Origin of the sequence: Bacteroides reticulotermitis JCM 10512, assembly GCF_000517545.1 — a bacterium.
In the GTDB taxonomy this organism is placed as follows: Bacteria; Bacteroidota; Bacteroidia; order Bacteroidales; family Bacteroidaceae; genus Bacteroides; species Bacteroides reticulotermitis.
On sequence record NZ_BAIV01000038.1, the window covers coordinates 22,224 to 42,256 of the forward strand.

14 protein-coding genes, 1 tRNA gene and 4 pseudogenes are annotated in these 20,033 nt (G+C 42.0%); all 19 read right to left on the minus strand.

Annotated features, from left to right (window positions below; all coding sequences use genetic code 11):
* Positions 1-132 precede the first annotated feature (132 nt).
* The 19 genes and pseudogenes from JCM10512_RS18755 to JCM10512_RS18840 all read right to left on the minus strand — a co-directional run bounded on the left by JCM10512_RS18755 (position 133) and on the right by JCM10512_RS18840 (position 20,000).
* Positions 133-1,373 (minus strand): annotated as a pseudogene (locus JCM10512_RS18755) (BT3233 family polysaccharide utilization protein).
* A gap of 123 nt (positions 1,374-1,496) precedes the next feature.
* Positions 1,497-2,291 carry a gluconate 5-dehydrogenase gene (locus JCM10512_RS18760; RefSeq protein ID WP_044165286.1) on the minus strand — a complete coding sequence of 265 codons (795 nt, stop codon included), beginning with the start codon at positions 2,289-2,291 and terminating at the stop codon, positions 1,497-1,499.
* A 106-nt stretch (positions 2,292-2,397) separates the two neighbouring features.
* Entirely contained in the window at positions 2,398-3,240 is an 843-nt protein-coding gene (kduI, locus tag JCM10512_RS18765; protein ID WP_044165288.1) for a 5-dehydro-4-deoxy-D-glucuronate isomerase, read from the minus strand.
* A gap of 336 nt (positions 3,241-3,576) precedes the next feature.
* Positions 3,577-4,962, minus strand: a complete 1,386-nt coding sequence (locus JCM10512_RS18770) for a TlpA family protein disulfide reductase (protein WP_044165291.1) — start codon at positions 4,960-4,962, stop codon at positions 3,577-3,579.
* 14 nt (positions 4,963-4,976) lie between these two features.
* Positions 4,977-5,828 (minus strand): hypothetical protein, encoded by an 852-nt coding sequence (locus tag JCM10512_RS18775; protein ID WP_044165292.1) that lies wholly within the window; start codon positions 5,826-5,828, stop codon positions 4,977-4,979.
* Between the two features lie 88 nt (positions 5,829-5,916).
* On the minus strand, positions 5,917-6,492 hold the full coding sequence (locus tag JCM10512_RS18780) for a PKD-like family lipoprotein (RefSeq protein ID WP_081741488.1): 576 nt from the start codon (positions 6,490-6,492) through the stop codon (positions 5,917-5,919).
* An 18-nt stretch (positions 6,493-6,510) separates the two neighbouring features.
* Positions 6,511-7,260: a DUF4843 domain-containing protein gene (locus JCM10512_RS18785; protein WP_081741490.1), complete on the minus strand. Its 750-nt coding sequence runs from the start codon at positions 7,258-7,260 to the stop codon at positions 6,511-6,513.
* Positions 7,261-7,272: 12 nt separating this feature from the next.
* Complete coding sequence (locus tag JCM10512_RS18790; RefSeq protein WP_044165296.1) at positions 7,273-8,703, minus strand: RagB/SusD family nutrient uptake outer membrane protein; 1,431 nt, start codon at positions 8,701-8,703, stop codon at positions 7,273-7,275.
* A gap of 60 nt (positions 8,704-8,763) precedes the next feature.
* Positions 8,764-12,120, minus strand: coding sequence for a SusC/RagA family TonB-linked outer membrane protein (locus JCM10512_RS18795; RefSeq protein WP_158332240.1), 3,357 nt, complete (start codon positions 12,118-12,120; stop codon positions 8,764-8,766).
* Positions 12,121-12,231: 111 nt separating this feature from the next.
* Positions 12,232-13,410, minus strand: coding sequence for a FecR family protein (locus JCM10512_RS18800; protein WP_052517299.1), 1,179 nt, complete (start codon positions 13,408-13,410; stop codon positions 12,232-12,234).
* 54 nt (positions 13,411-13,464) lie between these two features.
* Positions 13,465-13,965 (minus strand): sigma-70 family RNA polymerase sigma factor, encoded by a 501-nt coding sequence (locus JCM10512_RS18805; RefSeq protein ID WP_044165298.1) that lies wholly within the window; start codon positions 13,963-13,965, stop codon positions 13,465-13,467.
* A gap of 884 nt (positions 13,966-14,849) precedes the next feature.
* Positions 14,850-14,920 (minus strand) — tRNA-Gln (locus tag JCM10512_RS18810).
* A gap of 107 nt (positions 14,921-15,027) precedes the next feature.
* On the minus strand, positions 15,028-16,320 hold the full coding sequence (gene tyrS / locus JCM10512_RS18815) for a tyrosine--tRNA ligase (RefSeq protein WP_044165299.1): 1,293 nt from the start codon (positions 16,318-16,320) through the stop codon (positions 15,028-15,030).
* 57 nt (positions 16,321-16,377) lie between these two features.
* Positions 16,378-17,100 (minus strand): TatD family hydrolase, encoded by a 723-nt coding sequence (locus tag JCM10512_RS18820; RefSeq protein WP_044165300.1) that lies wholly within the window; start codon positions 17,098-17,100, stop codon positions 16,378-16,380.
* Positions 17,101-17,136: 36 nt separating this feature from the next.
* Positions 17,137-17,380: pseudogene (gene yidD, locus JCM10512_RS22195) on the minus strand (membrane protein insertion efficiency factor YidD); the annotation flags it as partial.
* Positions 17,377-17,705 (minus strand): annotated as a pseudogene (locus JCM10512_RS18825) (ribonuclease P protein component). The pseudogenes yidD and JCM10512_RS18825, both read right to left, overlap by 4 nt.
* A 65-nt stretch (positions 17,706-17,770) precedes the next feature.
* On the minus strand, positions 17,771-18,517 hold the full coding sequence (locus JCM10512_RS18830) for a uroporphyrinogen-III synthase (RefSeq protein ID WP_044165302.1): 747 nt from the start codon (positions 18,515-18,517) through the stop codon (positions 17,771-17,773).
* 4 nt (positions 18,518-18,521) lie between these two features.
* A complete protein-coding gene (locus JCM10512_RS18835; protein ID WP_081741498.1) occupies positions 18,522-19,418 on the minus strand; it encodes a DUF4271 domain-containing protein in 897 nt (298 codons plus the stop codon).
* Positions 19,415-20,000, minus strand: a pseudogene (locus JCM10512_RS18840) (LOG family protein). Before JCM10512_RS18840 ends, JCM10512_RS18835 begins: the two are co-directional and overlap by 4 nt.
* Positions 20,001-20,033: the final 33 nt, after the last annotated feature.

Genomic DNA, 20,033 nt, shown 5'->3' on the forward strand with positions numbered 1-20,033 from the left:
ATCGAAGAAAAAAAACAGCCGTACCCAAGAGGCAAAGGGCAGGTTAATCACAAAAAGAAGAGGGAATACAAAGGGTTGACAACAAAAAAAGGCAGCCAAATGGCCGCCCTTTCTTTATAGAAGTGTGTCGGATCAATACGTAACGGTAAGCGGAGCACGCAGCTTTTGCGCATACTCAGCCATGTATTTATTCCAGGCATCGGCCGACTTAATAGCCGCCTTGTCCCAAGCGGAACCCCAATAATAGGTATATTCCGAACCGGGTTCGTATTCGCTGATCGCCAGTACGTGACCATCGGCTCCCGCACGTTCTTCTTTTTTCTCTTTCTCGGAAAAAAGAACGGCTTTCGCCTCTTTTACCTGCGCAGGGAAAGCAGCACCCATAAACATCTTGCCGTTACCGGCATTCGGATCGCCCGTAGGATCAACATAGGTGATGTAGCCATTAGCCGCATCTGCCACAACCGCCCCATCGGTTCGTGAAGTACGATACCGGTAGCTAAAGTAGCCACTTCCTTCAAATTGGTATAAGAAACAACGGTCTTATTCAGGTAAGAACCTGCATCCAATGAAATCAGACGGCTTTCTACCACGTTAGAATCACCGCGGACTACCATGGGCTTATATTCCAGCCTTACAGTAAAGCGTAGAGGCCCATTATCGAGGATTTCCTGCACCCGATAGGCGTATGGATAGATAATAGCATCACCGTCCATCAGAGCCGTAGTACCGCCTCCGAGTGTAGGACCTACTGCATAGCAGTCCATGCCGTTCCCGTGGTCAATGTGATAGGAAATAGCGCGTCCCAATTCAGCAGCTGCCTGTGGATCGGTCTTTTTCAGTTCGGCAATCTTAGCACGCTTCTCCGGATCGAGCTCAAGCGCATAGCGGGCTTCTACAACAGGCTCGGTGGTGTTATACTTCGTAAACACATCGTATCCGAATCCACGTTCGCCCCGAGCCTCCATACCGGGCCCGTAGGCACGAAAACCTGCGAGATCATTCTCCCAAGCTACGTCATCCATCCGTTCGGGGTAGTAACGCCCACAGGCAATAACGTTGAAAGGATCGGGAGTACCGGCTTGAATGGTATAAATAGCCGTACCATTGGCCTCTGTGGAGACTGCGAAGATCACTTTACCGTCATAGGTCACCTGATAAGGGACTTGCAGCCCGTCCATATTGAGCACGATGATTTGAGCCGTGTCGGGCAACTGCAAGCGGTCGACGACATCGCTCATGGGGATTTCTACCATTTCGCCGCTACGCTCCAATGCCAGCGGATTGGTAACGGTTACAGTCATCGAACGTTTCCCATCGGCACAGGAGAAGCTCATAAAGGCGGCAGCTATCAGAATCAATATCTTTTTCATATAATAGTACTATTATAAATGATCATTGGCAATTGAATAGATTTAAGATAATAAACAATAAGGTGACAAGCAGTAAACCACTTTGTCACCTTATCTAATTTTATTATACGCTATAATCAGCGATTATTTCGGTTGCTTACCGATATAAGCCAATATACCGCCATCTACGTAAAGAACATGTCCGTTTACGAAGTCAGAAGCCTTAGAAGCCAGGAACACAGCAGGCCCTGTCAAGTCTTCCGGAGTTCCCCAACGAGCAGCCGGTGTCTTAGCAATAATGAATTGGTCGAACGGGTGACGTGAGCCATCTGCCTGAAGTTCACGTAACGGTGCAGTCTGCGGAGTTGCAATATAACCCGGGCCGATACCGTTACACTGGATGTTGTGTTCGCCATACTCGGAAGCAATGTTACGAGTAAGCATCTTCAAACCACCTTTAGCAGCTGCGTAAGCAGATACGGTTTCACGACCAAGTTCACTCATCATGGAGCAGATATTGATAATTTTTCCGTGTCCTTTCTTCATCATAGCAGGAATTACTGCCTTGGCTAAGATAAACGGAGCGTTCAAGTCAACATCAATCACCTGACGGAATTCGGCTGCACTCATCTCGTGCATAGGAACGCGCTTGATGATACCGGCGTTGTTTACCAGAATATCTACAGAACCTACTTCTTTTTCGATCTGAGCAACCATGCTGATTACTTGATCTTCGTTGGTTACATCGCATACATAGCCTTTAGCATCGATTCCTTCTGCTTTGTAAGCAGCCAATCCTTTGTCTACCAACTCTTGTTTAATGTCGTTGAAAACGATTTTTGCACCGGCTTTAGCATAAGCACTTGCGATAGCAAAACCAATTCCATAAGAAGCACCGGTCACCAGTGCTACTTTGCCTTCTAATGAAAAGTTTACCATAATGAATTTATTGTTTTAAAAAGGTTATTTATCTAGCATGCGAACAGCAGACGCGAAGCACTACGCTCCCACGCTCTCCTGCCCGTCAGTCGATTTTACAGAGCTATTATTTCAGATCGGTAATCAATGAGAAATCCTGGTCGCCATAATTGAGGTTTTCTCCTCCCATACCCCAAATAAAGGTATAGTTATGTGTAGCAGCTGCCGAGTGGATAGACCATTCGGGCGAAAGTACTGCCTGATCACCCTTCATCCAGACGTGACGTGTTTCGTCTACCTCTCCCATGAAGTGACAGATAGCGTGTTCCTCGGGAATCTCAAAATAGAAATAGGCTTCCATGCGACGGCTATGCACGTGAGCGGGCATGGTATTCCAAACGCTTCCCGGTGCTAACTCAGTCATTCCCATTTGAAGCTGACAGGTGGGCAACACCTCATTGACTAGCATCTTATTAATGTTCCGATGATTGGAGCCTTCCAGCGATCCCATTTCAGCAACTACGGCATCAGCCTTTGTCACTTTACGATCGGGATAGTTGCGATGCGCAGTCACCGAGTTGAAATAAAACTTAGCCGGCTTGGCAGCATCCTTGCTTTCGAATGTGACCAACCGATCACCCGAACCCAAATAGAGGGCTTCCTTGTATCCAAGTTCGAAAACGGCGTCTCCAGCCTTCACTACGCCGGGGCCTCCGACATTGAAAATACCCATTTCACGGCGTGTAAGGAAGAACGGAGCTTTCAACGGATCAATCGCTTCAAGCGTCAGCACCTCTCCTACCGGAAGCGCGCCTCCTACTACCATACGGTCGTACATGGAGTACACCATATTCACTTCGTTGGAAACAAATACGTTTTCAATCAAAAAGTCGCGACGAATTCTCGACGTATCATAACTTTTTGCATCTTCGGGATGCGCTGCATAGCGAATTTCATAATTTGTTTTCATACTTCATTATTTATAGTTACTGAATAAACTGTTTAGCCAAGTGCACTTCGTTTGCGTACACGATGCAAAAATAGCAAAATAAAACGGGTTTACCTTGCAATATTGTCCCAATTCTCCCCCAAATTTGTTCAGATTTGATGTAAAGTACAGCTTTTTAACGAACTATAATACGAACGGACACTTGTTCTTACTTAAGGCAAAGAAAGACTTACATGCGTTATTAAAGGCTGCTGCTGAAGAAACGATTGAGTTCGAATACCCATAAAAAGGAGCATCTACAATCGTCTCCGATTGCAGATGCTCCACCCAGTTACATTAAAACGAGTGAGAAAGAGTTTATTTCAAACTAGTGTCCAATAGGACTTTAATTTCCTTGGAGGACGGACGCGGAGCATCTCCGCTAATCAAATTGCCATCCGCACCAACCAAAATAAATCGAGGAATACCTTTAAGATTATAGGGGACAGATATATCCTCACTCCGGGCACCGGCAAAAAGCTGAACGCCCGAGAGTTCTTTTTCCTTAACCATATCCAACCATTTCTGCTTGTCTTTTTCCTTATCGACCGAAACGCTTACAAACTCAATATTCTTGCCGCGATACTGCTCTTCAAGCTCTTTCAGGAAAGGGATTTCACCTTTACAGGGAGCGCACCAAGTAGCCCAAATATCGATATAAACCAATTTGCCTTTAAAGTCCGTCAAGAATACTTCTTTCCCATTGATATCGGGGAATTTGAAATTGGTTGCCACGTTTCCGGTTTCGTTCTTATCTACTTTTGCCAAAGCATCTCTAAAGCGCTTCTGCTGGTCTTCGGTTATCAGATATTTGCCATACTTCGCCTTATAGTCCATCAAGCCTGGATAGCTCTGAAAGGTTCGCGCATTTGCGAGCATATACTCCCCTTTAAGCGTGTTGTCGATAATTTCCCCCAGAGCTAGATCAAAGCTCTCTCTTTGGAGCTTTAAACAGGTTTCCAGATCGAGTGACGTATCTGCCCGGTATTGTACATTCTTACACGAAGTAAATAAGTGTATTCCACCCGGGTAGTTCAGTAGAAAAGGAGTCGCCGAGATATCGGCTATACTTAGCTCACGATAGAAGTTTGGATAATCTTTCGCCTCCGGATGTGCCGAGCGCGGTGTATTGGTAAAAGTCAGAGTTATCTCATAGAGGTTCACTTTCTTATACTCTTCAAAAGCCGCATCAAACAATTTGTTACCGGTCTTAGCTTTCGGATAAGCCTTTATTTGAGGCAGCAGATCCGCCAAAGTTGGAAAAAAGTCTTTATACGTGCTGTTCTTTCTAAAGAAATAGATCGCCTTCGACTCAATGGGGTAAACCAAGTCTTGCCATTTAGCGATCTCCAGATTCTCAGGAGTATTTTTCCCGGTTAAGGTATAGTCATCACCGTTGATCTCAAAGCTCAGATTATCACCCGGCTTGAAATAGAATATATAGCGGTACATTGACTGTTGTGGATTCTGTGCCATAGCATAGAATCCTTCTTTCTTCGGAGCAAACGCCAGCACAAAACTGCCATCCGCATCAATCCGCGAACTACCAAGTTCTACCAGACTACAATTTTCAATCTGGTAAAGCCCGATTTTGTCGGCATTAACCGGTTTCTCCTTCCAGCATCCTGTAATCACAGATACATTCTGTGCACTCAAACACAGGCTCAGTGTCAGCATCAAAGCTGTTACTATTTGTTTTTTCATGCTCTAACTATTTATTAATTGCGATACATTACGTAACGACCATTACCTTCTCCTTCGTACTCCGCCACTATACCCGGCTCTAACTCGCCAACTCCTTTCGGAGTATAGATGCGCAACTTCCATTTTGAATCAACATTGGTCAGAATTGCTAAATAACTATAGTCTGCGGGAGCATTCGGATAATAAAAATGTTTGATATAAGTAACTTTCTCATTGGGAGCAAATTCCAGCAACAATCGCTGTTTTTCTGCTTCAGCAGACGCTCCTATGTAGGTATACACTTTATTATCCTTCGCGAAATAAACAAAATCACCGCTTGCTGGGGCTGCTATCAAGTCCGCATCAGGCAGCAAATACTCATTAGGAACAAGATTGAAGTCAACAATTGGATAAGCGTTTGAACCGGTATAAAGTAATTGCGCCAAATAATATTCGCCAGTTGAAACATGTTTCATCAAAGCAAAGGCCGAAACACCCGATGAAGTAGATTCACCAATTTCCATCTTAACAAGTGAATAAGGCATATTAGTCACGGAAGTAGGACCGTTAACCGTAGACTCGACTGGTTTATCAGGGACAGGATCCACAGTCGGTGAATTCACTATAATTGAACAAAAAGAGTTTGTCTTAGTATCAAAAACCAAGACACCTACACTTCCACCAGCAATCATTCTCTCAAAAAAAGAATAATTACCTAATTTAGGATCTGCAAACTTCCCATAATGTGGGCTCATTGTGTAGATGCTGTGAACTTTCCCAGCATTCAGAAGGAAGAGCGCAGAACTAGAACAACGGGCTATCTCTTGCGGATTACACTGCTCCGGTGCAATATAAAAGACATCTTCGAACGTTTTAAACAAAGCCATGCTCCTCGCATCAAACACGCGAATATCCTTTGTGCTCAGAATATGAAACACCTTTTGGTTACCGAGAAGGCTAGATGTTCCGTCCCCATTAGAAGAGTTGATAATACTGCCCGGGTTGATAAAGCATAGAAACAGCTTTCCCTGCTAGCTGACTATCAGTCGATTTCAATACATCCACATACATCTCACCCTCCTTATTGACGAAATCGAAGTCTGTCTCATCATTTATATCTTTCAATATATACCACCCTAAGCTAACGGGAGTAGCGGTAATCGTTAATTGTATTTCATGTCGCTTGTATATATCTCTCTCCAGATCAATAACTTCAAAACTGAGTTTCCAAGCTCCGGCATTCAACAATACCCGGTAATCTAAATCTTTAGTATCAGCCAAATACCTGCGAGTAGGCCGTGTGCCATCTGTTGTACCTTCTGTTATAAACCAAGAATAGGTATAACGCTCCGAATTATTTTCGATATCAACTTCCGGAGCAAAATGCAACCTTTCCGATCGAACAACTGAATACTTATCAGGCAGTCCTGAAATTGTAACCGGAAGGATCTCTTTCGCACTTACATACTCGTAGTTACCCGTATCGCCTATGCAAGAAACACCAAGCAGAAGCAGACTTAACAGATACAAATACTTCATTCTATTTTTCATAATTTATCCTCCTACCTTTTAATAAAAACCAACCAACGTGCCATCCGCTTCCGCAAGAGGGTTGTCCGGATGTGCCTCATTATATTCTGCTAACTTTTGCTGAAAAACTATTGATAGATGATCTCCTAACTGAAAATCAGTTGGGTATGAATCAAAATCCGTAAAACCGGTAACCTGGATTATAAATTTCAGTTTCACACTGCCAAACGTTGGTCCGAAGTAAATCTTCCACACAATATCCCATAACTTTGGCTTGATGGTAAAATCAGCTACAGTCACAGTAAAGTTCCTAAGCTTATCAACACCCGGGCGGAAATACTCATTTTGCCCCACAGCCAACTTCAATCGTTTTTCTTTGGATTTTAGACTTACATCACGCAACAATACAACTGGAATATAGGCCACGGCCTTCCCTCTAGGGATACAAACAGAGTCAACAACTGAAGGATCATCGAATGCGATAAAATGTACTCCGGGGACCGCTGCATCTTCCTCTCCGACATTCGTTTGTATCAACTTGATTGGACGATCATAATCAGCAAGCAGTCCACTCAAGCACACTTTCACATGGACAGTATCATCTACAACACTATTAGGTTCAATAAAAAAAGAGTAAGGAATGCTGTCCAACTGCCCATTCATGACGTTCGGTTCATTGGCAAAATAGATGGCAGGATCGTTTTCATAAAAAAGAGCTTCATTCTCTTTACAAGAAGCTGTTACTAAAAGTAGCAGCAATATATTTATATAAAATGGTATTGTTTTCATGTAATTTCAATTTTATTCAAAGTTAATTTGGCCCTTAGGTTTCGGTACTACATATGCACCGCTGGGTAGAGTTACCTTAGCAGGTAGACTATATGCTGCATACTGATGCTTTTTATAAAAGAAGAATAGTTGCCCTTCACCATAGAAATCCTTACGGTATTCATACTCCAACCGATTAAGTAAAGCTGTTTCATTAGCCACTGATGTATCATCAATGGATGGATTCATGCTTCGAGCCGCGCGAAATTCCACAAAATAGGGCTTCACTTCAGCCAATGGCAGATTTTCAATCAGAATAAAATAAATTTCAGCCAATCTTAGTAGTGGTACAGTATTTTTAGCCTTAATAAGATCATTGCCTATATACTTATAGAAATGCCTGATGGCACCTGTAACATAAGTCTTCTGCTCCCAATATCGATTCTTGGTATAACGGATATCACTAGTATGCGTTGAACTTTCATATACATTGTTTAAAGCCACAAGCCCCATTGTTAATTTAGCCTTAGTCGACTTAAACAAGGGTTCTAATACCTGTTGTATATCAGGATTATACGCTCCCAAAAGATACTCTTCACACATTTCCAGGCTCGCTTTACCCGCATTATAAGATGTTGCATCAACCAGTTTTATCTTTTGGGATTCTATGACTTCTTTTGCATATGAAACAGCCTTTTCTTCATCGCCAATCCAATGATATAAACGCGCTTTCGTACCTAATGTAGCAAAATAATTAAAACGCCCTTGACGATAAAATTGCCATTCATCTTTAGGCGCGTTTCCTTTCCCTATATAATAAGACGAATTTAAAGAATCCAAGCTCACATATACCAATGGATCATATTTTTCCAATATTTTTTCTGCAGTAGTCAAATCATTTTCAATTGCCGTGATAACCTCTCTCCAAGATTTAGAAACAAGTTTAGAAGGATTGTTAGTCATCTCAGTTACATACGGAATACAGATTTCCGAATCAGTAGCCAGATCGGGTACCGGTCCGAAAAGACGCAAGACTTCTAAATGTAGAAAAGCCCTCAATCCAGTAGCTTCCCCTTTCAGAAGTTGGTCATTGTTGTATTGAAACTTCGAGCCATCCTCTTTTTCTAGATTAGCAAGCATATCGTTCAACTGAGCGATTGATGCATAATAATTCAGCCAAATCGTAGAGATCAACTCTTCAACTTTGTTGTTGGTATAATCAAAATTAGATATCCGGTTGAATTCTTCGTCAGCAGCTAAAATAGGTACAGTCCACAAACGCGCTAACGCATCTGTAAAGTACATACTCGTGTTTTTGCCGTACAGTTTAGCATCTGCTATTTGAATGTACACCCCGTTAAGTGCTTTTTTATAGCCATCCTCCGTTTCATATAGAATTTCAGATTTAATCTGGGAACGCGGGGTTACATCCAACCAATCACTACAACCTGTCAAGGTTGCCAAAAAACAGATTATTAATATATTATATATATCTTTTTCATCCTTTTATTTTTATACTATTAATTAGAATCGGGCCGTAATAGAAAAAGACACTTTTCGTGAGAACGGATAATCCGTGCCTCTTTCTCTCTTGATAGTCGACCAATAAAATAAGTCTTCCACATTCCCGTTAAGGCTTAGGTACTCTAGATGAAGGTGTTTGCGGGTCCACTCAGTAGGAAACTCATATCCTAAATTTAACGAAGATCCGTAAAACGCATTATCTTTAAACAGAAAGCGAGTCGTTGCACGCGTTTTTGTGAAGTCTTTCACACTCTTATAAGCTGCCAAATCACCCGGCTGCTTCCAACGATCATACAGCACGCGCCTATCCGCATTGTTGTACGGAAAAATATTCTCAACTTTATTGGCTAATGTAGCGTTATAAGCATACCCACCCCAGCGATATCCAAAAATAGCATTCAATGAGAGGCCTTTCCAATAGACATAGGCATTCACCGTTCCTTCTAACTTCGGTGAAGCAACTCCACAAGCAACCTGATCTTTGGCATCCCAGGTAAAGGTTTCAGTTCCGTCTTGCTTAATATAGATTTCCTTGCCGCTACCCGGATCAATTCCTTTCGAACGAACAGCGTAGATGGTATTGATCGACTCTCCCTCTTTATATAAAAAACTAGGATTATAATCGTCCTTTGTTGTGCTGAGTAAGTCATCATTCATCGCCTGCAAGGAGTTAGATATAGACTTTATCGTATTCTTATTATGAATCATTTTCACACCCATTCGCCAACGAAAATCATGTTCCACATTCTGAATAATAGTACCATTTATATAAAGTTCTACTCCCTGGTTTTGAACTTTACCAATATTCGATTTGTAATTTTGAAAACCGCTCGATAAGGGTAGGTTTACATCAGACAATAAATCATCGGTCACTTTGTTATACCAGTCAAATGTAATATCCAAACGTCTATTCAAAAGTTCCAAGTCTAATCCTAAATTTAACTGAGTTGTCTTTTGCCACTGCAAATCAGGGTTTCCAAATGCCATTAGATAGACTCCATACCACCCTTGAGTACTTTTTCCTCCATAATCCTGATAAGAGCGAAAACCCAAATAGGAAGCGAAGTTTTGCGAACCGGTTACACCATAGGAAGCGCGTAAGCGAGCTATATTTATCCATTTATGCTCCAGTAGAAACTCCTCATTCTGCATATTCCAACCGGCTCCTGTCGACCAGAAGGGGGCAAATCGGCTCTCTGATCCAAACTGAGAAGATCCGTCATATTTTCCATTTAAATCAAAAAAGTAACGTCGGTCATAAGTATACCGAAAGTTGAATAAGAATCCGGCATCCCGAGAAATAGATTCTACTCCAAATGGCCGCCCATCTTTATAATATTGATTAGCCATACCCAAAAAATCCATATTCAATACCGAGATTCCCTCTCCTACAACAGAATATGACTCCGACTTCGATTCATCCAATGTCATCCCCAGTCCGGCAAAAACCTGATGTACATCTTTAAATTCCTTCGAATAGTTTAACGTTAGCTGCCCTGTATATTTATTAAAGCTACCATTACCCATGGTATAGCGTCCCTTACGACTATAATCATCTCCCACAAATTCATCAAACATACTATGTTCAGCAGATACGTAGACGTCCGAACGAGTTGTCTGTTTCGTATACGAAAACTGTCCCCTTACAAACAACTCGGGCGAAATATGCCATTCTACAGCAAAATTATTAGTAATGTCTATATATTCACTTGTATTTCTACTGGGCAAATAAGCATCATACAATGGGTTATATACCTTATTTGTCCGGTAGTTCAAACTTGCATAAGTCACATTTTCTAATATTTTCTCAGGATTTCCATCTTCACCAAACGGCATATAGTAAGAATTTAAGTTACAATACTGATTGAAAGAGCCGTAAGGAGAATTCGATGACTTTGAAGATGTTATTTGCAAATTATTCTGGAATGTCCAGTTTTTGTGCTTATAAAGTAAGAACATATTTCCGGTAAAGACTTTTCTGCTGGAGCCTTTCATCGCGCCTTCAACATCATTGAAACCAATACTCGCACCATATCGCAGGCCTTCATTTCCGCCATCAATAGACAAGCTATGTCGGGATCCGACTCCTGTACGAACCGGATATTTTAGCCAATAGGTATCTACTCCCCGAGTAACGTCCAATTGCCGCTTATTATATAAGTCTAGTAGCCCTTGCTCATCAATCGCATTATCTGCAACATACAGTCCAGCAGCTTTCTCATAAGCCAATTTCTCCGAAGCATTCATCAGATTATAAGACGTCAAATCAGGTGCTTCTATACTCAATGTACCTTTGTAACTAATGCGCAACTTTCCGGCAGGGATTACTTTACTCGTAATAACTACCACACCATTCGAACCTTTCGAACCATACAGTGCCGTCGCATTAGCATCTTTCAGAAGCGTGATATTTTCAATCTGGCTCTCATCCAAGTCCATGAAACGGGTTAGCGTAATCTCAAAACCGTCCATAATGAATAAGGGCTGATTGGCGGTCCGCTGATTTTCGCTACTCACCTGTAGGTCTTTCACATCAGTAGGTAAGCTGGATGCACCACGAATGGTAATAGAAGGCAGACTGTTTGGGTCGGAGCCAATTAGCACATTGTCGGCAATATTAAAACTGGGGTCCAGGTTTTTTAAAGCACTAATCATGCTTCTACTTCCCGATTCCTGCAATTGTTTCTTGGTAAACGAAGTAGCTGCTCCGGTATAGCTTTCGCGAGGCTTATTAAATACACCCGTCACTACAACTTCCGCCAGTTGCGAATGATCCTCATTCAGAATGACTTTGCCTAAGCCTATATTCTCATTACCCATTGTAATCACTTTCTCCAAAGATTCCATTCCGACATAAGAAAAAACGAGGGTTACCGTATGACCAATCGGCACAAGAACAGAGAAACTACCATCGGTAGCTGTTATCGCTCCTTTAGCCGTTCCTTTGATCGCTACGTTTACACCGGGAAGTTCCAGTTTATCACTATCAATCACAGTCCCCGTGATAGCACGAGCCTGTGTAGAGGCAATAGCCGGTGTTCCTCCGGTAGTAACGCGTTTCTTCACTACAGAGATAAACTCACCATCGTTCTTATAGATAAAAGGTTTATCGCCGATAACCAATTCAAGCGCTTTCTCCACAGTCGCACTCTGTATAGTACAAGTAGTGGTAAAGCCGCGCACATCTTCTGTGTTGAAAACAATCTTACTTCCGGAGACATTACCGATTTTTTTCAATGCAGAAGCCAATTGTTCGTTCTTAAATGTAATAGTCACATTCTTCTTTGGCTGAGCATATAGCTGAGTACTCAACAGGAGCATCGTGGCCAAAAGACACATGAGAACCGAACTTTTCATAAGGGGTCTCTTCCCCCTGGAGTACAAATCCGGAGATTTTTCTCTTTGCTTCATTCTAAAATAGTTTTGGATTAACAATAAGCCCATTCAAACGTTTCTTTCAGGGCTGCATCATTTATTATTTATAATTACCGTGTTTTTCTCAAGTCTAGCTTCTACTTTTCCCAATTGATTCAGGAGTTCTAACGCTTTCCCAATACCAGCTTTCCGGTTAGCCCAGAATGTGAAATGATAGTTCATCTGTCGTGCATCTGCAAACTCAATAGTCAAGTTGTACCATCTTCCCAAATCTCTCATGATATCGCTGAGAGAGGCATCTTCAAAATAGAAATAACCTTCTATCCAAGAAGTATATAGTCTAGTGTCTACCTTTTGTACGTTTATCGTTCCATCAGTATTAAAACATGCATCTTGTGCGGGATGAAGCATAATGGAGGTACGCTTACCCCTCGCTTCTACTTTTCCTTCAACCAACGTGAGATGGGAATCACTGTGAGCATAATCTTTGATATTGAAGCTTGTTCCCAAAACCCGGGTTGTGATATTCTTTGTCTTTACAATGAAAGGATGTTTTTCATCTTTTGCCACCTTAAAGTAAGCCTCTCCTTCAAGTTCAACCATACGCTCCTCGCCTACGAAATTGACGGGGTAGTACAAAGTACTCTCAGCATTTAGCCACACTTCAGTTCCATCGCTTAACGTAATCTTAAAGTCTTTACCCCGAGGCGTTTTCAGCGTATGAATCTCTGCTTTAGCCTGCACATACGACCGATTTTGATATTCAATGGCTTTTTGATCAGAGACATTGACACCCAATGCTACCAACGAATCTCTGTTAAAATCGGTAGAAAGAGTTATTTCTTGCCCGTTAGTACTGCTTAGAATCACCTCTTGAGGAGTTGTCAACTCATGCATGAGCGCGACCGCATGAGTCAAAGGCTGCTCTACCGGCAATAAAATCGGAATAATACTTCCCAAAATCAGCATAGCTGCAACTGCTCCCCACCTCCAATAGGAAGTTTTACGGAAAGGTTTCGGAGTATAGTCAAGGGGAATCGAAGAGAGTACCGACTCGTGGAGGTCTTGTTTCAAAGAATCCCATTCATTGGATACATCCGGAAACTCCATCTCTTCCAAAGCCAAGCTATCATGAGCAGCTTTTGCATCCATATATAGTCGACGATTCGCTTTCTTTTGTATCCACTGAGCAAATTCAGGTGTTTGCTCCAACGCCGGATTTGTCAGAATCTCTAAAATATAATCGATATTTTCTCCTTCTTTGTTACTCATATTCTCGCATTACTTATAATATAACGTAATGAGTTCAAAAAGGAGTACAACTAATTAGAAGAAAAATAGAATTTGTTTTCGCAAGGTTTTAAAAGCTCTTGCTACTAATGTTTTTACAGTGAGTGGGCTAATCTCATAAAGTTCGGCAACCTCTTTGTATTTCTTTTTATAAAGTACGCATTGGGTAAACACACGTCGAGTCTGTGGAGGTAATTCTTCCAATCGCTTCATGATCTGAGCGACCCTCTTTTCATATAGTTCATAATCAATTACTTCATCATCTAAGAAAAACTGTTGATATTGAATATAGTTGTCTTTCGCCTGGTTCTGCCGTATGTGATTGACGCAACGACTTTGTACCAGTTTATATAATAAGGAGAGTAAATTGACGTTATCATATCTCTCAAGATGCTCCCAAAGATAGCAGAAAGCATCGTGCACAATATCCTTAGCGCTTTCCTCATCCTGCAACCAGCCCAATGCATGTGCATAAAGCTGTTTAAAATGGCGCTTGAACAGATCTTCGAAAATAGTTTTTTTGTCAATACCAGGCATTTTGTGCTAAACAAATATATTTGCAAAATTAGCTAATTATGTAGATATCTGTTTAAATAATAAGGCTTTTAACACAAAATCGTAAGAAGAAAGCGATTAATTGATACACAAATAAATGAATAGAGGCTTATCTTTCCTTATTTATCCAAAATATAAAGAATAATCTAATCCATCGGATCATATATAAATCGATTTTAATAAGAAAACATTTTAAATTTAAAAGATGAAAAGACATAGTTAAGCATTGGATTTAGACTCTTCGATTAAGAAAAGGGCCACATAAAATAATAAACAAGCACCGAAAGCAACCTAAGAATCAGCGATCTTCTGCCTGAAAAGAAGCCACCTGCAAAGACAACCAGCGGCTTTGCAGGAATGTGAATACCCGAGGAAGTTACTCTATCCAGAAATAAGAGGATGTTCATTAAGACCTCCCTGTATCTATAAACTAATTAACCGGCAAAACATGAAAATTAAGCAAGTGACAGAATGTAAACAGCCATCGCACAATATGCGGACAGGAAGTAGAAGTGAATAAACATAAAAAAAGAAGACGCAAAATAAGCAACTGATATACTGAATGATATGCAAAAAAGTGACTATGACATAAGAGTGATGTATTTTTGTGCAAAGTACTTCTGTCAAGCCCCGAAGATGAAATCAGGAACGCAGAATGGCTATATGGATATTGCACGGTTTGCAAAAGGAGTCGAAATTTAAGTAGTACACAGGAAAAATAAGGCTCATGCTTCTGCAAGTGATCCGTTACTATTGAGAAGATTTATAGATTTACCAGTACACGCCTAATCTCGTCAGGTACCCCGATATATACCTCCTATAACGAAAAATCTCCAAGAGTATAACACTCTTGGAGATTTTTTTCGTTGGACTACCAGGATTCGAACCTAGACAAACAGAACCAAAAACTGTTGTGCTACCATTACACCATAGTCCAAACATAGATGCCTTCTGTTAAAAAGCGGTGCAAAGATATGGGTTTACAAACAAACCTCCAAATATTTGCGCCACTTTTTTGCATTCAGCTAGCTAACAGCGTTATTATCACTTCACTATCAGCAGATAATAATTCTTCTTACCACGTTGAACTAACAGATATTTCTCATCCAACAGATCAGCAACTGTAATCACTTGGTCAAAAGCCTCTAGCTTCTCCTTATTCAGAGAAACGCCACCTCCTTGAACCAATTTACGCATTTCGCCTTTGGATGCGAATACGGCGGCGTTATCGACAAATAGATCGACCGCTTTCACCCCATCCGTCAAAACATCACGCGATACCTCAAACTGAGGTACTCCTTCGAACACAGCCAACAAGGTATCTTCATCTAACTTCTTCAAAGCTTCGGAAGTAGCATTACCAAATAAGATGTTAGACGCATCTACTGCAGCATAGTAATCTTCTTCAGAGTGTACCATGATCGTAACCTCTTGGGCAAGACGTTTTTGCAATGGACGCAAATGAGGAGCGGCTTCCTGTTCAGCTACCAGCGCATCAATTTCCTCTTTAGGGAGAGAAGTGAAGATCTTAATATAACGGGCTGCATCAGCATCGCTTACGTTCAACCAGAATTGATAGAACTTGTAAGGGGAAGTGTAACGAGAATCCAACCAAACATTACCGGATTCTGTTTTACCGAACTTACCTCCATCAGCTTTGGTGATAAGCGGACAAACAAGTCCAAAAACCTCATTCCCATTGGTACGACGGATTAATTCAGATCCTGTCGTTATGTTGCCCCATTGGTCGGAACCGCCCATTTGCAGTTTACAGCCACTGGTTGTATTCAAATGCAAATAATCATAAGCCTGCAACAACTGATAAGTAAACTCGGTGAATGACAAACCGTCACGAGCTTCACCATTCAGACGCTTCTTTACTGATTCCTTCGCCATCATGTAGTTTACAGTGATATGCTTACCTACATCACGAACAAAATCTAGAAATGTAAAGTTCTTCATCCAATCGTAGTTGTTCACTAACTCTGCACAGTTAGACGCACCGGACTCAAAATCCAGAAATTTATCCAACTGCTTTTTGATAGCTTCCTGATTATGGATCAAGGTCTTCTCATCCAACAGGTTACGTTCCAGCGATTTACCGGATGGGTCACCGATCATACCGGTAGCACCACCAATCAACGCCAACGGCTTATGTCCGCAACGTTGGAGGTGACGCAACATCATCACCCCACAAAGGTGACCGATATGCAAAGAGTCCGCCGTAGGGTCAATACCGAGGTATGCAGTCACCTGTTCCTTAGCCAGAAGCTCTTCTGTACCAGGCATAATATCGTGGAGCATGCCACGCCATCTTAATTCTTCTACAAAATTCATCGAATGATTAATTATTTAAATATTTGATATACTTTGTTCTGGCAAAAGTACGACTCTTTATCTGAAGAAACAACTCTTACCACTTAAAAAAACTGCCTGCACATTCTCACTGATTACCCGACGCAGAGCACTCAGGCTCACCTCGCGTACATCAGCAGCCTTTCGCAATACCGCTTCAATAGCGAGCCCGGTATCATCGGTCTCTAAAAACAAACGGTTGTCAGGCACCATTCTCATTGCTTCGGCAGAATAGACTTCCCGGAAAGAGAGATAAAAGCCTTTATCCAACAGCTGTTTCGCTTGCTCCGGCTTTCCTCGAAAGCTATGCCATATCCATGGCTGAATCGGATTGTATTTCTTCCGAACAGCAAGTAGCTCATCCACCGCTTTCACACAATGAATAATCAACGGCAGACGGTACTGCTCTGACAAACGAACCTGCGCTTCGAAAGCATAGATCTGCAGTCGCATAGGCGCATTCGCCAATTTATCCATCCCTGCCTCGCCGATGGCTACAAAACAGCTTTGCCCAAGCAATTCCTGAAGTACAACCAACTGCTTCTTTGCATTGCATTCGGTCAGGTCCCAAGGATGAATCCCGGCAGAGTAATAAACTCCTTGAAGCGGCTTGAAAACATCATCCCCCGGGTTACCACCGCCGGCATCATTTCCCGGATCATCGCAATCCGAAGAGACGACAGGAAGCTGATAATTTACTATGGCATTCGGATTACCTGTATGGCTATGGGTGTGAATGTCCAGTATTTGATTGTTCTCCATGAGGTTGTTCGTTAAAGTGCGTCAGGGAACCGGATCATATCCGGAACCTCCCCAAGGATGACATCGCAAAATACGACGAACCGTCAGATAGAGCCTTTGATCGGTCCATGTTTTTTATTGCCTCAAGCGCATAAGCTGAGCAAGTGGGCGTAAACCGACAGGAGGGGGGAATAAGAGGGGAAATACAAGCTCGATAAAAATAAATGGGGATTAACAGCAGGAAAGACAATGCACTCGACAAAGCCTTCACTATTTGCATAAAGAAGATTCGAGGCTTCATGAGGACAACTTTTCGCCGATGCGTGCAAGCGCTGTTTTCATTTTTTCGTCCAACTCGTTCGAAGGAACCAGCTCGTCCGACAAATAAATAAAGCAATAGCCAGTGATTGAGGATACTCTTGCATCTCAGCGAGCAGAGTTTCCTTGTTTTTCCGATAGGCTTCGCGAATCCGACGTTTCACCCAGTTGCGCTTTACCGCCCGCTTGAACCGTCGCTTCGAAACACTAATGAGCACCGCAACCGGCGCTGCTGCTTGTTCGATAGGCATATATACTACACGTATCGGAAAGATGGAGAACGACTTAGATGAACCGCCTTCAAACATCTTCCCGATAATAAGTTTACTATTCAGCCTTTCGGCTTTACGCAAGGTATAGTTGCCCACTCGTATTATTTATTGTTTTCCTTGATGAACATGTCAAGTGCTGCCGTCATAGACGGTGCCTGTACAGTAGGAGCTTCAAGGTCCAAACGGAGTCCGGCATCACGTACTGCTTGTGCAGTGGTCGATCCAAACGTTCCGATTCTGATTTCTTTCTGATCGAAATCAGGGAAATTCTTCTGCAACGAAGAAACTCCTGCCGGACTGAAAAACACTAACATATCATAGTCAAACTCCTCATCTTCCGTAAAGTCGTTACTCACCGTGCGATACATCACCGATTCTGTGTGCTGAATATGGTTCTTCACAAGCAGATTCGACAGATCGTCCGTATGCACATCCGACATCGGAACAAGGTAGTTTTCGCCCTTATGTTTCAGAATCGCAGGCAGCAAATCTTCTATCTTACCGGTAGAACCGAAAAAGATTTTGCGTTTACGGTACTGAACATACTTCTGAATGTACAGAGCAACTGTCTCTGTTACACAAAAATATTTCATTGCTTCCGGAACAGTCACACGAAGTTCTGTACACAGATGAAAAAAATGGTCGATGGCATGGCGAGAAGTGAATATGACGGCTGTATGGTCGAGAATTGTAATCTTCTGTTGCCGGAACTCCTTCGCTGAAAGGCTTTCGACCTTTATGAACGGGCGGAAATCTATTTTTACGCCATACTTCTGCGCAATGTCGTAATAGGGAGATTTCTCTGAAGCAGGCTTAGGCTGCGACACAAGTACTTTTTTGATTTTCAACGTCCTAAATTTTTATTAGCAATATATTGTTAAGCTGAATCAGCCCCTGATATATGAGTAAACAAGGAATGATTTCAAGGGCACAAAAGTACAAAATTAAAAGGAAAAGTACATGAATTTGATTAAAAAAAAGCTTTACCCACTTATAAAACATCAATATTTTAGTAAAAATTAAAATACTTAATCCTATTACTGTTAAATAAACGATGCTTAAATCAAAATAAACAAGAAATAAAACGAACGGAAAAAGCACAAATCCCAAGTAATAGATAAGCGTAGAATAGGCCTCCAACCACATATCCGTCTTGTTTTTGTCAAAAAACACCCATCCAAGGAAAGAATAGCTTCCCCACTTTAGTAAGACATATGCCAAACAAATGCCGACATAGCTGCCCAAAAGCAACAGCGGAGAGTATTGCCCCATCAGATCGGGCGTTGAATCATGAAAATAATTGAAAATCACAACTCCACTCAGCACGCAGGTTTGCACAAGTAAGACGAGCAAATAACGCACATCTCCCGCAGTAGAAGCATTAAAGATACTTGTTCGTTCACGGTGCATTACGAAGTCTTTTACCTGCTGAGAGAGGTATTTCTTGCTCCTGGCCAAAGCTATGGATGAAAGAAAGAAACAGGCCAAAAGCGTGGCGGCAATCGTATCGTCAATACGAGGCGAGTAGGTTAGGGGAACTCCCTCGAATCCAGAGTCATAAATAGTTGCCGAACGATATTTCACCACCTGAAGCGTGTCTCCCGCTATATATTGCTCATCATAGAATAGTGGAAGCGTGTCGGGCACTTGAGTAGTCACAGTATCACGTAAAGCCACAGGCAGGCAACTTACCGTATCTGCCTGTAACGTATCAGCTACTTGAACGATATGGCTGCCGAAAGGTTTCATATGGCAGCAAACTTACGAATCGACTGATCATACAGGGGTAGTGCAAATCAATTCCAACGCCTCCTCCGGTGTAGTGGCTACCTTCCATATTTCTCCATGCTGCCGACGCATAAAGCTCTCATCAATTGCTCGTTCCAGCATAGCCAGCAAGGGGTCGAAGAAACCATTGGTATTAAGAACAACAATGGGGTTCAGATAAAGCCCTAATTGCTTCCAGGTTATAATTTCAAGTAGTTCTTCCAAGGTTCCACATCCACCGGGTAAAGCAATAATAGCATCACTCAGATCGGCCATTCGTTGCTTGCGTTCATGCATCGAGTTTACTTCAACCAACTCGGTAAGTCCGGTATGATGCCAGTTTTGTTCAACCATAAAATGTGGAATAACACCTGTTACTTTACCACCGGAAGCTAGCACAGCATCGGCTACAGAACGCATAAGCCCGATACTACCCGCTCCGTTAATTAACCGGATATCCTGTTTAGCTAGCAGACGGCCTAGCTCTTCGGCTGCTTCAAAATAAGTGGCATCTATCTTTGTACTGGAAGCGCTATATACGCACACAGAGTGGATCTGATTCATTGTCTTTTACATTTTCTGAGTAATGCCACAAAA